This is a genomic window from Haloechinothrix alba (assembly GCF_900188115.1).
In the GTDB taxonomy this organism is placed as follows: domain Bacteria; phylum Actinomycetota; class Actinomycetes; order Mycobacteriales; family Pseudonocardiaceae; genus Haloechinothrix; species Haloechinothrix alba.
The window spans coordinates 1-14,844 of sequence record NZ_FZNW01000018.1 but is presented as its reverse complement, the minus strand read 5'-3'; the positions used below and the strand labels follow the sequence as shown (position 1 = coordinate 14,844).

Annotated in this window: 12 protein-coding genes; 6 read left to right on the top strand and 6 right to left on the bottom strand. The window is 69.2% G+C overall.

Translation table 11 applies throughout. The features are described 5' to 3' along the window. Positions 1-22 precede the first annotated feature (22 nt). A complete protein-coding gene (locus tag CHB84_RS16900; protein WP_089302610.1) occupies positions 23-1,669 on the top strand; it encodes an FAD-binding dehydrogenase in 1,647 nt (548 codons plus the stop codon). A 92-nt stretch (positions 1,670-1,761) separates the two neighbouring features. Here CHB84_RS16900 and CHB84_RS16895 read toward each other — a convergent pair whose 3' ends face one another. Together CHB84_RS16895 and CHB84_RS16890 are read right to left on the bottom strand one after the other, a co-directional pair. Continuing rightward, entirely contained in the window at positions 1,762-3,000 is a 1,239-nt protein-coding gene (locus CHB84_RS16895; protein ID WP_089302609.1) for a cytochrome P450, read from the bottom strand. Further along, a complete protein-coding gene (locus tag CHB84_RS16890; RefSeq protein ID WP_089302608.1) occupies positions 2,997-3,521 on the bottom strand; it encodes a hypothetical protein in 525 nt (174 codons plus the stop codon). Before CHB84_RS16890 ends, CHB84_RS16895 begins: the two co-directional genes overlap by 4 nt. 57 nt (positions 3,522-3,578) lie before the next feature. On the opposite strand from CHB84_RS16890, the gene CHB84_RS16885 reads away from it, so the two are divergent. Beyond that, on the top strand, positions 3,579-4,205 hold the full coding sequence (locus CHB84_RS16885; protein ID WP_089302607.1) for a TetR/AcrR family transcriptional regulator: 627 nt from the start codon (positions 3,579-3,581) through the stop codon (positions 4,203-4,205). Here the strand turns inward: CHB84_RS16885 and CHB84_RS16880 are convergent. Then, a complete protein-coding gene (locus tag CHB84_RS16880) occupies positions 4,183-4,830 on the bottom strand; it encodes a TetR/AcrR family transcriptional regulator (RefSeq protein WP_245818797.1) in 648 nt (215 codons plus the stop codon). The genes CHB84_RS16885 and CHB84_RS16880 overlap by 23 nt on opposite strands. A gap of 219 nt (positions 4,831-5,049) precedes the next feature. On the opposite strand from CHB84_RS16880, the gene CHB84_RS16875 reads away from it, so the two are divergent. Beyond that, the gene (locus tag CHB84_RS16875; protein ID WP_089302606.1) at positions 5,050-6,327 is read left to right on the top strand and encodes a lipase family protein; all 1,278 of its coding nucleotides are present in this window, start codon (positions 5,050-5,052) and stop codon (positions 6,325-6,327) included. Between the two features lie 71 nt (positions 6,328-6,398). Here the strand turns inward: CHB84_RS16875 and CHB84_RS16870 are convergent, their stop codons facing one another. Both CHB84_RS16870 and CHB84_RS16865 read right to left on the bottom strand, forming a co-directional pair. Further along, positions 6,399-8,573: a 3-hydroxyacyl-CoA dehydrogenase NAD-binding domain-containing protein gene (locus CHB84_RS16870; protein WP_089302605.1), complete on the bottom strand. Its 2,175-nt coding sequence runs from the start codon at positions 8,571-8,573 to the stop codon at positions 6,399-6,401. Positions 8,574-8,601: 28 nt separating this feature from the next. Next, positions 8,602-9,813, bottom strand: a complete 1,212-nt coding sequence (locus CHB84_RS16865) for an acetyl-CoA C-acetyltransferase (RefSeq protein ID WP_089302604.1) — start codon at positions 9,811-9,813, stop codon at positions 8,602-8,604. Positions 9,814-10,025: 212 nt separating this feature from the next. On the opposite strand from CHB84_RS16865, the gene CHB84_RS16860 reads away from it, so the two are divergent. The 3 genes from CHB84_RS16860 to CHB84_RS16850 all read left to right on the top strand — a co-directional run bounded on the left by CHB84_RS16860 (position 10,026) and on the right by CHB84_RS16850 (position 14,004). Next, positions 10,026-11,231 (top strand): TetR/AcrR family transcriptional regulator, encoded by a 1,206-nt coding sequence (locus CHB84_RS16860; protein ID WP_089302603.1) that lies wholly within the window; start codon positions 10,026-10,028, stop codon positions 11,229-11,231. Positions 11,232-11,403: 172 nt separating this feature from the next. Next, positions 11,404-12,708, top strand: coding sequence for an acyl-CoA dehydrogenase family protein (locus CHB84_RS16855; protein WP_089302602.1), 1,305 nt, complete (start codon positions 11,404-11,406; stop codon positions 12,706-12,708). 84 nt (positions 12,709-12,792) lie between these two features. Then, positions 12,793-14,004, top strand: coding sequence for an acyl-CoA dehydrogenase family protein (locus tag CHB84_RS16850; protein WP_089302601.1), 1,212 nt, complete (start codon positions 12,793-12,795; stop codon positions 14,002-14,004). Between the two features lie 154 nt (positions 14,005-14,158). Here the strand turns inward: CHB84_RS16850 and CHB84_RS16845 are convergent, their stop codons facing one another. Continuing rightward, positions 14,159-14,620, bottom strand: a complete 462-nt coding sequence (locus tag CHB84_RS16845) for a VOC family protein (protein WP_089302600.1) — start codon at positions 14,618-14,620, stop codon at positions 14,159-14,161. Positions 14,621-14,844: the final 224 nt, after the last annotated feature.

Sequence of the window (14,844 nt, the reverse complement as noted above, 5' to 3'; positions counted from 1 at the left end):
GCCACCCGGATCGGAGTGCCGCATGGACGCAGACGTGATCGTGATCGGTGCCGGCCTTGCCGGGCTGGTGGCCGCGGACGCCGCGGCGCAGGCAGGCAAACGGGTGATCATCGTCGAGCAGGAGCCGGAGGCGTCGTTCGGCGGCCAGGCGCACTGGTCACTCGGCGGTCTGTTCCTCGTCGACAGCCCGGAACAGCGGCGCATGCGGGTGCGTGACTCGGCCGAGCTCGCCTGGCAGGACTGGCTCGGCACGGCAGGCTTCGACCGTGCGGACGACCACTGGCCGCGCGAGTGGGCGCGAGCGTACGTGGACTTCGCCGCAGGCGAGAAACGATCGTGGCTGCACGGTCTCGGCTTGCGTTTCTTCCCCGTCGTCGGGTGGGCCGAGCGGGGCGGGTACGGCGCGACCGGCCCCGGCAACTCGGTCCCGCGCTTCCACATCACCTGGGGCACCGGCCCCGGCGTGCTGGCACCGTTCGTCCAGCGAGTGCGCGACGCCGCCGCCCGGGGCCGGATCGAGCTCAGGTTCCGCCACCGGGTCGACGCGCTGACCACAACAGGCGGCGCCGTTGACGGCGTGCGCGGGGCCGTTCTCGAAGCGAGCGACGTCGCGCGAGGCGAGGCGAGCTCGCGCACGGAGACCGGCGAGTTCACCCTGCGCGCGCAGGCCGTGCTCGTCGCCTCCGGCGGCATCGGCGGCAACCAGGACCTGATCCGGAAGAACTGGCCGTCCCGGATGGGAGACCCGCCCGAGCACATGCTCTCCGGGGTGCCCGCGCACGTCGACGGGCGGATGCTGGGTATCAGCGAGCAGGCGGGAGCACGGCTGATCAACTCGGACCGCATGTGGCACTACGTCGAGGGAATCGACAACTACGACCCGATCTGGCCGCGACACGGCATACGCATCCTGCCGGGTCCCTCCTCGCTGTGGCTCGACGCGCGCGGCAACCGGCTGCCCGTACCCCTCTACCCCGGGTTCGACACCCTTGGCACGCTGGCTCACCTGCGCGGTACGGGCTACGACCACTCGTGGTTCGTGCTCACCCACAAGATCATCGAACGCGAGTTCGCGCTGTCCGGTTCGGAGCAGAACCCCGACATCACCGGCAAGAGCGTCCGCGACACGCTCCGGCGCGCCCGGCCCGGCCCGCCGGGTCCCGTCGAGGCCTTCACCCGCAAGGGAGCCGACTTCGTGGTCGCCGACACCGTGGGTGAGCTGGTCGCGGGTATGAACGACCGCACGGGCGAGAAGCTGCTCGACGCCGAGCACGTCGAGGCCGAGATCGTGGCGCGCGACAGGGAGATGGCCAACCCGTACACAAAGGACATGCAGGTGACCGTCATTCACGGGGCGCGCCGCTACCTCGGTGACAAGCTCGTGCGCGTGGCCGCCCCGCACCGCCTCCTCGACCCCAAGGCCGGACCGCTGATCGCGGTACGGCTGAGCGTGATCAGCCGCAAGACCCTCGGCGGGCTGGAGACCGACCTGTCCGGGCGGGTACTCGGAACCGACGGGCAGCCGTTACCCGGTCTCTACGCAGCCGGTGAGGCCGCCGGTTTCGGTGGCGGCGGGGTGCACGGTTACCGCGCCCTCGAGGGCACCTTCCTCGGCGGGTGCCTGTTCTCCGGTCGGCAGGCAGGGCGCGCCATCGCAGCGGCGGTGTGACCCGCCGCCAACCGGAATGCTGAATGACGCTTTCAGTCCATATGGAAGGTTGAATGACGCTTTCAGTCCGTCTCGTGGACTGAAAGCGTCATTCAGCGTACGGCGACGGGGAGGTGGGCCGGGCCGCGGAGGTTGATGCGGCCGTTCCACTCGACCTCGCCGGTGAGGGCGAGATCGCCGGTCCTCGTGACCAGCTTCTCCAGGGCGATCTGCGCCTCCACCCTGGCGAGCGAGGCGCCGAGGCAGTGATGCACGCCCGCACCGAAGGACACGTGCCGGTGCGGGTTCGGACGGTCCAGGCGCACCCGGTCGGCATCCTCGCCCCACTGCCGCTCGTCCCGGTTCGCCGAGGCGAGTGCGGCCATCACGAATGCCCCTTCCGGGATCTCCACCCCAGCAGCCCGGTGCGGCCGCACCGTGATCCGCCTGCTCGACTGCACGGGGCTGTCGTACCGCAACAGCTCCTCCACGGCGGTGGGCAGCAGGTCCGGCTCGGCGCGCAGCCGCGCGAGCTGGCCGGGATGGCGCAGCAGGGCCAGCGCCCCTCCCCCGATCAGGTTGACGGTGGTCTCGTGCCCGGCGATGAACAGCAGCGCGACCTGAGCCACCAGCTCGTCATCGCTGAGGCTGTCCCCGTCCTCCTCCGCGTCGATCAGCGCGGTCAGCAGGTCGTCTCCCCTGTTGCGCCGCTTCCACGCGATGATGTCGGCGATCATCCGCATCACCTCGTCGTCGGCGGCGACGATCGCCTCGAGCATCTCCGGGTCGGCGACCGGCTCGAGGGAGCGCACCAGCGTACCGGTGAGGTCGCGCAGCCTGGCGACATCGACCCTGGGCATACCCATCATCTCGGAGATCACCGCGAACGGGAGCGGGAACGCGACCGTCCGGACCAGGTCGACCTCGCCTGCCCCGATGACCGGCTCCATCAGCTCGTCGACGAGCTCGCGGATCCGGGGCCGCAACGCCTCGATCGCACGCGGTGTGAACGCCTTCGCGACCAGCCTCCGCAACCGCGTATGCGCGGGAGGATCCAGGTCCAGGATGGACATACCGTTCATGCGGGGTGCGCGATCACCGTAGCTTCCGGCGATCACGTCACGCATCGGCCCTGGCGCCGCGTTGTGCTCCTCCACCGAGTTGCCCGAGCGCAGCAGCTCGGACACCTCCTCGTGGCGGGACAGCACCCAGAACCCGAGCGGGTGCTCGTACACCGGGGCGCGCTCGCGCAGCACGGCGTAGTGCGGGTACGGGTCGTCGGTGAAGCCCTCCGCGAACGGGTTGAACAGGGGTTCGTCCGTCGGGTGAGACGCATGGGCCTGGCCGTTCATGCCGACCTGCCGGACATCTGGCGGGAACGGCCCCCGCTGTCCCCGGAGTCACCGGCTCGCCGGGCCCCGCGCAGCACGCGCCGCGTTCGCCGGATCGGGCACCGGTCATCGCCCCGCCCGGTCGGCTCCTCCGCGGCGCCGGGCAGGGCAGCCGGGTCCACTCCGGTGGCGGTCAGCACCTCGGAGCGGTGCCGCTGCCGCCCAGCCTCCAGCGCCGGATGCCCGTCCGCGGCGTCGAGCAACCTGACCAGCGAGGCGTTCGCCCTGTCGGCGGCAGCGAACGCCGCGGCGACCGCTGCCGCCATCTCCTGCGGCTGACGTTCCAGCACCCCGTCGAGATGCGCGTCGACGGCGGTGTGCCACCGGCGCTGGACATCCTTGAGGAACGCGCCGAGATCGCCGAACTCCGCGTCGATCTCGGCCAGCCACCCGTCCAGCGCCCGCGCTCCGTGCCGCGTGATGTCCTCGGCCACCGCATAGACGAGCTGGTACCGCCGACGTACCTGACTCCACCCTGACATCAGGCTCACCTACCCTATGTTTCTCACATACACCGTGTATGTCGTTAGACTTAGCGTATGTCGCATGTCAAGAGCCGCCGGGAGATGTACGCGGACGCCACCAGGGCCGCGGTGCTGGACGTGGCGACGAGGTTGTTCGCCGAGCGCGGCTACGCGGGGACGGCGCTGGCGGACGTCGCCGCGGACGCCCAGGTCACTCGCGGCGCGGTGTACCACCACTTCTCCGGCAAGCAGGCGCTGTTCGAGGCCGTTCTCGGGGCCCAGGAACTCGAGCTCATCGAGCGCATCGCCGCCGAGACCGCCGAGGTCGCCGACCCGTGGGATGCGGCGCTGGCCGGCCTCGAGTCGTTCCTCGACCGGTGCTGCGACCCGACCTACGGCAGGCTGGTCTGGAAGGAAGGCCCCTCGGCTCTCGGCTTGACCAGATGGAAGGAGTGCGAGAAGGAGTACGCCTACGGTCTCGTCGAGCAGTTCGTGCATTCCCTGACCGGCGCCGGTTACCTGCGGCCGAGCGACATCAACACCACGGTGTGGTTCTGCTTCCAGCTGCTCGGCGCGGCCGGGCTGCGGCTGGCCGAGACCGGCGAGGAGGACAAGCGCCGGATGCGCGACGAGTGCTCTGCCGTGATACGCGCGATGCTCCTCGGCCTGCGCGGGGACGCTACTGGGCGGGGCGGCGGATGATCGCATCGAGCATCAGCTCCCGGATCTCCTCGGCGATCTCGCTGACGGAGCAGCTCGAGCTCCCGGCCTGCCAGGCGCGCAGCAGCTCGGTGATCGCACCCACCAGTCCGAGCGCGGTCAGCCGGTAGTCGCGGGACGGCGCCTGACCGTACGCGGCGACCCGTTCGGCCTCGGACGCGATGTAGCTCGCCCACTGCTCCACCCAGCGCCGGTGTTGCCGTTCCAGGGCCGGGCTCACCCCGACGGCCTCCACGTAGGCGAGCCTGGGGACCCGAGGGTCGGCGGTGATACCGGAAAGGAACGCGTCCAGCAGGATGCGGATCCGCCCGGCGGGCTCCAGTTCGCGTGCCTCGTCCAGCACTGCGGTGACGCGCTCCATCGCCACGGCGTTGATGCGCTCGTGCAGCTCGCACAGCACGGCTTCCTTGCCGGAGAACTCCTCGTAGAAATTGCGCGTGGACACGCCCGCGAGCGTGCAGATCCGCGCGATCCCGGCGTGCTGGTACCCGGTCGAGGTGAACAGCTCCAGCGCCGCATCCAGTAGCCTCGCGCGCCGCTCGGCCCGCCGCTGGTCGATGTCCTTGCCCCGGTACGGGCGAGCACCCGTGGCCGCGCGCTCGGTCACGTTCCCTCCTTCGCCTCGGCACCGCCGTGCTGCCTTCGGACCCTGGTCCGGATCCCAGGGCAGGTTCCGGTAGCCGCGACCGCGCCGTACTGCCCGGGAACGCGCCCACCGGTACCGCTCGCAGACGAGCGTTTGGTAATGGCTATTGCCAGATATGCGGAGCCCGTCCTATATTTTGAAAATTGTTGTTACCACTCTACCGGAAAGGTCGGGCCGCCCATGCGATCGGAACTACGCCACGGACCCCGCCGTCGGCGACGGCTCCAGCACCGGAAGCCGACGGCGGCGATCACCGCGCTCGGCCTGCTGCTGGGTCTGCTACTCGGGCTTGTCGCACCCGCGACAGGGGCGGCCGCGAACGCGGAGGAGCCCCCACCGCCCTCCGAGGATCCCTTCTACACCCCGCCGGAACCGCTGCCGGACGGCGAGCCGGGCGAGGTGCTGCGGCAGCGCGAGGTCGACGTGCGGGCCGAACCGTTCGGCGTGCTCGACGTTCCGGTGCGGGCCTGGCAGCTGCTCTACCGATCCACCTCGGCCACCGGGGAGGACAATGCCGTGTCGGCGACCCTGCTCCTGCCCGGGTCCGGATGGTCGGGAGACGGCGACCGCCCGCTGCTGAGCTACGCGGTCGGCACGCACGGCATCGGTGACCACTGCGCTCCCTCGTACGCGCTGCGCACCGGCACCGAGCAGGAGGTCGCTCTGCTGGCGCAGGCGCTGTCCAAGGGATGGGCCGTCGTCGTCACCGACTACGAGGGCCTCGGCACACCCGGCACACACACCTACGCCACCGGCCGGGCGGAAGGTCCGGCCGTGCTCGACGCCGCCCGCGCGGCGCAGCGCGCCGACGGGGCCGGGCTCTCCGCCGGCGGGCCGGTGGGGATCGCCGGTTACTCGCAGGGCGGTCAGGCTGCCGCGTTCGCCGCGGAGCTGCACCCGCGCTATGCCCCCGAGCTCGACCTCGTCGGCGCCGCGCCCGGTGGCGTTCCCGCCGATCTCGTCGAGGTCGCGGAGTTCAACGAGCGCGGCCCCGCGTTCGGGCTGGTGCTCGGCGCGGCCCTGGGGCTGGCGAATGCCTACCAGGACGTGCCGTTCGAGGACATCCTCAACGACCGGGGTGAGCGGACGGTCCAGCGCATCGAGCAGTCCTGCACCGCCGAGCTCGGCTCCGCAGCGCCGTTCGGCGCGCTGACCGACTACACCACTATGGACGATCCCCTGAACGACCCGGCCTGGCAGGAACGGCTGGCCGAGAACAGGGCGGGACAGCACGCTCCTCAGGCCCCGTTACTGCTGTACCACGGAACGCTCGACGAGCTGATCCCGTACTCGGTCGGCAGGCAGCTGCGGGACCGCTACTGCGAGCTGGGGGCCGGCGTGCAGTGGGCGGCGATCCCCCTCGCCGAGCACATCGGTGGCGTCGCCGTCGGCGGGCCGATGGCGCTGGAATGGCTGGACCGCAGGTTCGCAGGCGTGCAGCCACGCGACTCCTGCTGAGCTCGCACGCATGAGCGTGGCCCCGCGGGATCGATCCCGCGGGGCCACGCTGCTGGGGGAGGCTTTCCCGTCTACTCGAAGGTTCCGCCCTTGTTCGCCTTGTCCACAAGAGACTGCGGAGGCTCGAACTGGGAACCGTACCTCGCTGCGAGCTCGCGAGCCCGCTCGACGAAGCCGGGCAGCCCACCAGGGTACTGCTTGATGTACTGCACGACACCACCGGTCCACGGCGGGAAGCCGATGCCGAAGATGGAGCCGATGTTGGCATCCTCCACCGAGTTCAGCACGCCCTCGTCGAAGCAGCGGACCGTCTCGATGGCCTGCACGAACAGCATCCGCTCCTGGAGGTCGACGAACGGGACCTCGTCGGAGTCGGTCTTGAACGCGTCGCGCAGGCCCGGCCACAGCCCGAACCGCTTGCCGTCCTCGTCGTACTCGTAGAACCCGGCGCCTGCCGCCTTGCTGGGCCGGTCGAACTCGTCGACCATCCGGTCCACGACGAAGTCGGCGCCGTGCGGTGTCCACGTACCGCCTGCCGCCTCGACCCCGGCCCTGGTCTCGTTGCGGATCTTCTGCATCAGCGTCAGGGTGAGCTCGTCGGACAGCTGCAGCGGAGGCGCGGGGAAGCCGGCCTGCGAACCCGCCTGCTCGATGCTCGCGGGCTCGACACCCTCACCGACCGCGGCGATGGCCTCGTTGATGAAGGTCCCGATGACGCGGCTGGTGAAGAACCCGCGGCTGTCGTTGACCACGATCGGCGTCTTGTTGATCGCCAGGGTGTAGTCGAAGACCTTGGCCAGCGTGGCGTCCGAGGTCTTCTCCCCGCAGATGATCTCCACGAGCGGCATCTTGTCCACCGGCGAGAAGAAGTGGATGCCGATGAAGTCCTCCTGCCGCTTCACCCCCTGGGCCAGGCCCGTGATCGGCAGCGTGGAGGTGTTCGAGCCGAGCACCGCGTCCTCGTTGACGACGTCCTCGATCTCCTGGAAGACCTTGTGCTTGAGGTCGGTGCTCTCGAAGACCGCCTCGATCACGAAGTCGACGCCGTCGAGATCCTCCGGCGAGCCCGTGGTGGTGATGCGGTCGAGCAGGGCGTCCGACTTCTCCTGGGTCGTCTTGCCCCGGGAGAGCGCCTTCTCCTCCAGCTTGCGGGAGTAGTCCTTGCCCTTCTCGGCATTGTCGACGCTGACGTCCTTGAGCACGACCTCCATGCCGGCCTTGGCCGAGACGTAGGCGATACCCGCGCCCATCATGCCCGCGCCGGGCACACCCACCTTACGCACGGTGTGCTTGTCGTAGCCGGACGGGCGGCTGCCGCCGTTGTTGATGGTCTCCAGGTCGAAGAAGAACGCCTGGATCATATTCTTCGACACCTGCCCGGTGGCCAGGTGCACCAGGTACCGCGACTCGATCTTCGAGGCAGTGTCGAAGTCGACCTGCGAGCCCTCCACCGCGGCGGCCAGGATCGCCCGCGGGGCGGGCATCGGCGCGCCCTTGAGCTGCTTGCGCAGGTTCGCGGGGAACGCGGGCAGGTTCGCGGCGAAGCTCGGGTTCGACGGCGTGCCGCCCGGGATCTTGTAGCCGTCCTTGTCCCATGGCTGCACCCCGCCTTCCGGGTTGGCCTTGATCCATTCCTTGGCCTTGGGCAGCAGCTCGTCGATCGAGTCGACGACCTCGTCGACGATGCCGACCTCCTGGGCCTTGCGCGGCTTGTACCGCTGCCCCTCGGCCAGCACGTTGAGCACGGCGTTCTGGATACCCAGCAGCCGGACGGTACGGGTCACGCCGCCACCGCCGGGCAGCAGCCCGAGGGTGACCTCGGGCAGGCCGATCTGGCTGCCCTTGACGTCGGCCGCGATGCGGTGGTGGCAGGCAAGCGCGATCTCGAGCCCGCCGCCGAGTGCCGCGCCGTTGATGGCTGCGACGACCGGCTTGCCGAGCGTCTCCAGCTTGCGCAGCGGAGCCTTGACCCGCTCGTCGGCCATCCTGGTCATCTGCTCAGCGTGTTCGGGCTGAGCCTGGATCAGGTCGTTGAGGTCACCACCGGCGAAGAAGGTCTTCTTCGCGGAGGTGACCACCACGCCGGTGATCGAGTCCTTCTCCTGCTCGAGACGGTCCACGATCGCCAGCATCGAATCGATGTAGTCGGTGTTCATCGTGTTCGCCGACTGGTTGGGATCGTCAAGCGTCAGCACCACGATGCCGTCGGAGTCCTGCTCCCAACGGATGGTCTTGGATTCAGTCATCGCTCTCCTCGCCGTTTGCGCTGCCCGGTCAGACCCGCTCGATGATGGTGGCCAGGCCCATGCCGCCGCCGATGCACAACGTCACCAGCGCCCTGCGGGCGTTACGGCGTTCCAGCTCGTCGACCATGGTGCCGAGGATCATCGCCCCGGTGGCCCCCAGCGGGTGCCCCATGGCGATGGCGCCGCCGTTGACGTTGAGCTTCTCGTCCGGGATGTTCAGGTCCTTCTGGTACTTCAGCACCACCGAGGCGAACGCCTCGTTCAGCTCGAACAGGTCGATGTCGTCGACGCCGAGACCGGCCTTGGCGAGCACCTTCTCGGTGGCGGGGGTCGGGCCGGTCAGCATGATGGTCGGGTCCGAGCCGGTCACGGCCGTTGCCGCGACCCGGGCGCGCGGGGTCAGGCCGAAGTCCTTGCCTGCCTGCTCGTCACCGAGGAGCACGAGCGAGGCACCGTCGACGATGCCGGACGAGTTCCCGCCGGTGTGCACGTGGTTGATCTTCTCAACGTTGTGGTACTTCTGCAGCGCCACCGCGTCGAAGCCACCCATCTCGCCGATACCGGCGAACGACGGGTTGAGCTTGCCGAGGTCCTCGACGGTGGTGCCCGGCCTGCGGTGCTCGTCGTGATCGAGCACCGTGACGCCGTTGATGTCGGTGACCGGGACCACGGACTTGGCGAAGTACCCGCCGGACCAGGCAGCCTCGGCCCGCTCCTGGGAACGCGCGGCGAAGGCGTCGACGTCCTCCCGGGAGAAGCCTTCCAGCGTGGCGATCAGGTCGGCGCCGATGCCCTGCGGCACGAAGTAGGTGTCGTAGTTCGTGGCCGGGTCGAGGAACATCGCCCCGCCGTCGGTACCCATCGGCACCCGCGACATCGACTCGACGCCACCCGCCAGCAGCAGCCGGTCCCAGCCGGCCAGCACCTTCTGCGCGGCCTGGTTGACCGCCTCGAGCCCGGAGGCGCAGAAACGGTTGAGCTGCACGCCCGCGACCGAGTCGGGCAGCCCCGAGGCTATCGCGGCGGCCCTCGGCAGCACGCCGCCCTGGTCACCGACCGGCGAGACGATCCCCATGATGATGTCGTCGATCGCGGCGGGGTCCAAACCAGGATGGCGGCGCTTGATCTCCTCGATCAGCCCGATGGTGAGATCGATCGGTTTGATCCCGTGCAGGGATCCCTTCTTGCCTTTACCCCGAGGCGTACGAATCGCCTCGTAAATGAACGCCTCATTGCTCACGCCAACATGTCCTTCCTGATGCACGCGACATCCGCTAGCTAGCACTACTGCCTCGTGGCGCTAATACTCACTAACATAATGCGCCTGAACGCCCTGTTGTCAATGGGTTGTCAGCTATTCAACTCGCGCTAGAGTATGTTCACTATGACGGTCGATCAGCAGCCCGGAACCAGGCGACCGGCACGCGCCGTGGACAAGGCCGCGAGCAGGCTATGAGCAGGACGACGGCAGCGCGGCCACGCAACCGGAAAGCCCAGCTCGCGGCGGTGGCCGCCGAGCTCTTCCGGACACACGGCTATCACGAGGTCGGCATCTCCGATATCGCGGCCGCGGCAGGCGTGACCGGGCCCGCGATCTACCGGCACTTCACCGACAAGCAGGACATGCTCGCCCACGTGGTGCTCAGCGGCGTCGACGAGCTGGCTGAGGCGACCAACAGGGCGATCGGGACCGATCCCCACCCCTCGGCCGAGCAGGTCGAGGACATGCTGGCGACCATGGCGAAGCTCTCCGTCGAGCGGCGCGAGCTCACCGCGCTGTGGCGAACGCAACGCAGGCACATGCGCGAGAGCGATCGAGCCGCCACGCGCCGCCGCTCCCGGGAGCTGCTCGACAACTGGACACGGGCGCTGCGCGCGGTGCGCCCGGAGCTGGCCGAGGCCGATGCCGAGCTGCTGTGCTGGGCGGCGCTGAGCACGTTCGGCAGCGCGTCGATGCACTCGACCCGCATCGCCAAGCGCCGGTTCGAACGCGTCCTCGCCGAGCGGGCCCGCGCGGTGCTGCACTGCACGCTGCCGGAGAGCGCACCTCCGGCGCCCGGCGCGCAGGCACGCGACACCGCTGCCGAGGTCACCGAGTCCCAGGTGCTGCGCGCCTCGCGGCGTGAGCAGCTGATCACCGAGGCAGGCAGGCTCTTCCAGGTACGGGGCTTCCACGAGGTGAGCATGGACGATATCGGTGCCGCCGCCGGTATCAGCGGGCCCAGCGTCTACCGGCACTTCCCGAGCAAGGCTGCCCTGTTCCTTGCCGTCTCGCAGCGGGTGACCGACCGCCTCGAACGCGGCAGGCAGCGCGTCTCCGAGACCGCGACCGACGAGACCGCAGCGCTGCGCGGCCTGATCAGCAGCTATGTGGAGACCATGTTCGCGCATGCGGACCTGCTGGGGGTCGGTCAGCAGATGAGCGCCCTGTCCGAGGGCGAGCGCGCCGAGCTGCGGCGCGTGCAGCGTGACTACGTCAGCGAGTGGGTACGCCTGCTGTGTGCGCTCCAGCCGGAGCGCGACACCCAGGAAGGCAGGATCATCGTGCACATCGCGCTGACCATCGCCAACGACCTGCTACGGACCCGGCGCATCACGGCCAGACCCGGCATTCGAGCCGAGCTCGAGACCCTGATGGCGACAGCGCTCGGGCTTTAGCCCCGATGAGGTGACCGACCCCACTGGCGCGAACCAGCTCCAAGGGTTTACTTTACTCACGAGTAGGTTATCGCGACGGCCGTGCGCGGCCGATGGGAGAGTGACCGTGTCTGACGCCGTACCCACTCCGAAGAACAAGCAAGGCGGGCACCCGCCGAGGAAGCGCGACGCGATGGGAGCCGGTCTCGCCGCACTGAACAAGGTCGCGAGCTCGCGGGTGATCGACAGGGTCGGTCTCCGCAAGCCGCTCGAGGACCTCGTGCACGGCTCGACCAAGTACGGCTTCCGTGCTGTCGGGGCGGCGAACCGCACCTTCCAGGCCACCCGGAAACTCGACAAGCCCGCCAGGCTCGGCCCGGCGAGCGAGCGCGGGTTGTTCGACCTCAACCCCACCGACGAGCAGCAGATGATCGTCGACACCGTCCGCGACTTCGCCGCCGAGCAGCTCCGCCCGGCCGCACCGGACGCCGACGCCAAGTGCCAGACCCCGGACGGGCTACTCACCCGCGCCGCCGAGCTGGGCATTGGGATGATGGGCATCCCCGAGGACGTCGGCGGTTTCGGCACCGAGCGGGACGTGGTCACCAACGTGCTGGTCGCCGAGGCACTCGCGCACGGGGACATGGGCCTTGCCGTGGCCACGCTCGCGCCGTCCGCGGTGAGCACCACGCTCGCGCAGTGGGGTGACGCCGACCAGCAGGCCACCTACCTCCCGGCGTTCACCGGCGAGAACGTACCGGCCGCGGCCCTGGCGCTCGCCGAGCACGCCCCGCTGTTCGACCCGCTGCGCCCCCGCACCCGGGCCAAACGCACCCCGAAGGGTTACCAGCTGGACGGCGTCAAGGCACTGGTTCCCCGTGCCGCCGAGGCGGAGCTGTTCGTGGTCTCGGCCGACCTCGAGGGCCAGAACGGACACCGCCCCGCACTGTTCCTCGTCGAGGCCTCCACGGCGGGCGTATCGACCGAGCCCGACCCCGCGATGGGGTTGCGTGGCGCCGCCACGGCCAGCGTGCACCTGGACAACGTCTCGCTCCCGGCGGGCTCACTGATCGCGGGAGGGGACCCGGACGCCTTCACCGAGGTGGTGCGGCTGTCCCGGCTCGGCTGGTGCGCCCTGGCAGCAGGCACCGGCAAGGCCGTGCTCGACTACGTCATCCCGTACGTCAACGAGCGGGTGGCGTTCGGTGAGCCGATCAGCCACCGGCAAGGCGTGGCATTCCAGGTCTCCGACATCGCCATCGAGCTGGAGAGCATCCGGCTGGTGACACTGCGCGCCGCGGCACGCGCCGAGCAGGGCCTGCCCTACGCCCGCGAGGTCGCACTCGCGCGCAAGCTGGCCGCCGACAAGGGCATGTTCATCGGCAGCGCCGGCGTCCAGCTCCTCGGCGGGCACGGCTACACCAAGGAACACCCGGTCGAGCGCTGGTACCGCGACCTGCGCGCCATCGGCGTGATGGAAGGCACGGTCCTGGTCTAGACGGGCACCTGCGGCCTGCACGGCCCGCAGACCCGGCAAGGACCCACTGCCCCACACACGACGTCAGTTTCAGGAGACACACTCATGATCAATCTTGAGATCCCGAAGAAGGCCGAGGCGCTGGTCAACCAGGCCTACCAGGCGGCGAACGAGGTCTTCCGGCCCATCTCCCGCAAGTACGACCGGGCCGAGCACAGCTACCCCTCGGAACTGGACATGCTCGCCTCGCTCATCGACGGGTTGAACTCCTCCGGTGAAGGCGGTGCCGGAGCGTCCGGCGTCCGCAAGGACGACAACGACGAGGGCGGCAAGAAGAACGTCAACGGCGCCAACCTCCGTACCGTCGTCGGAACCATCGAGATGTGCTGGGGCGATGTCGCGCTGCTGCTGTCGATGCCCCGGCAGGGCCTCGGCAACGCCGCCATCGCCTCGGTCGCCGACCCCGAGCAGCTCGAGCGTTTCGCCGGAACGTGGGCGGCGATGGCCATCACCGAGCCGCACTTCGGCTCGGACTCCGCAGCCGTGTCGACCACCGCGGAGCTCGACGGCGACGAGTACGTGCTCAACGGCGAGAAGATCTTCGTCACGGCCGGCGAACGCGCCGACTCGGTCGTCGTGTGGGCCACTCTGGACAAGAACAAAGGCCGTGCCGCGATCAAGTCGTTCGTGGTGGAGAAGTCCCGTCCGGGCATCCGGGTGGAGCGCCTGGAGCACAAGCTCGGCATCAAGGCCTCCGACACCGCGGTCATCCGCCTCGAGAACTGCCGCGTGCCCAAGGAGAACCTCCTCGGCAGCCCGGAGATCGACACCAAGAAGGGCTTCGCCGGGGTCATGGAGACCTTCGACAACACCCGCCCGCTCGTGGCGGCGATGGGTGTCGGCGTGGCCCGTGCCGCCCTCGACGAGACAGCTCGCCTGCTCTCCGAGGCGGGAATCGAGGTCGACTACGACCGGCCCGCCAACGCCCAGCCCGCGGCCGCGGCCACCTACCTGCAGCTGGAATCCGACTACGAGGCTGCCCACCTGATGACGATGAGCGCGGCATGGATGGCCGACAACCGCGAGCCCAACTCGCTGGAAGCGTCCATGTCCAAGGCCAAGGCCGGACGCTCGGTCGTGGACATCACGCTGCGCTGCGTCGAGCTGTGCGGCACCCTCGGCTACAGCGAGCAGAGCCTGCTGGAGAAGTGGAGCAGGGACAGCAAGATCCTGGACATCTTCGAGGGAACCCAGCAGATCCAGCAACTCATCGTCGCACGCAAGCTGCTCGGCAAGAGCAGCTCGGAGCTGAAGTAGCCCCAGGAGTGGAGCCGAATGTCACGTTCGGCTCCATAGAAGGAACCGCGGTCACCCTGGCTCCATCGCGACGAGCATGAGCTGAATGACGCTTTCGGTCCCGCAGATAGACCGAAAGCGTCATTCAGCTCCCATCGCGAACCGTGCTCCGGGGTCAGCTGCCGAACAGCGCGGCGGCCCGCTGGGCCATCTCCTCGTCCGAGACGTCCTCGACATGGGTAGCGACGTGCCACGCGTACCCGAAGGGGTCAGTGACCCGCCCGACGCGATCACCGTAGAACTCGTCGGTCACCGGCTGCTCCAGCGTGGCCCCGTTCTGCACGGCACGCTGCACCGTCGCGTCGACATCCTCGACGTAGAGCATGATGGTCACCGGCGTGCCGCCGAACGCGTGGGGACCGCGGTTGCCGAACTCGGGGTCCTCGTCGGCCAGCATGATGACCGCGTCCCCGACCTGCAGCTCCGCGTGCGCGATGCTGCCGTCCGGCGTGGTGAAGCGTTCACCGCGCTCCGTGGCGCCGAAGACCTCGCTGTAGAAGGTGATCGCCTCGGCTGCGCCGTTGACGCTCAGATGCGGGATCACGCGCGGATAGTTGTCCGGAATGGGCTTGGGCATGGTCGTCACCTTCCGTGATGTGCGCCGTGGCCGAGTCCGTCGAGGGAAGACCACGAGGGGCTTCGGGCTGTGCCGAACATAGCGGAAGGCACCGACAGGAACGGGCGTTCGCGGACGCGCGCTGAATGAGGGACTCCTCAGGTTTGTGTGGGGAGTGTGATGGTGATGCCTCCGGCGCAGAGGTAGATCATGGCGATGAGGGCGGTGGGGCTGTGGTGGCCGTA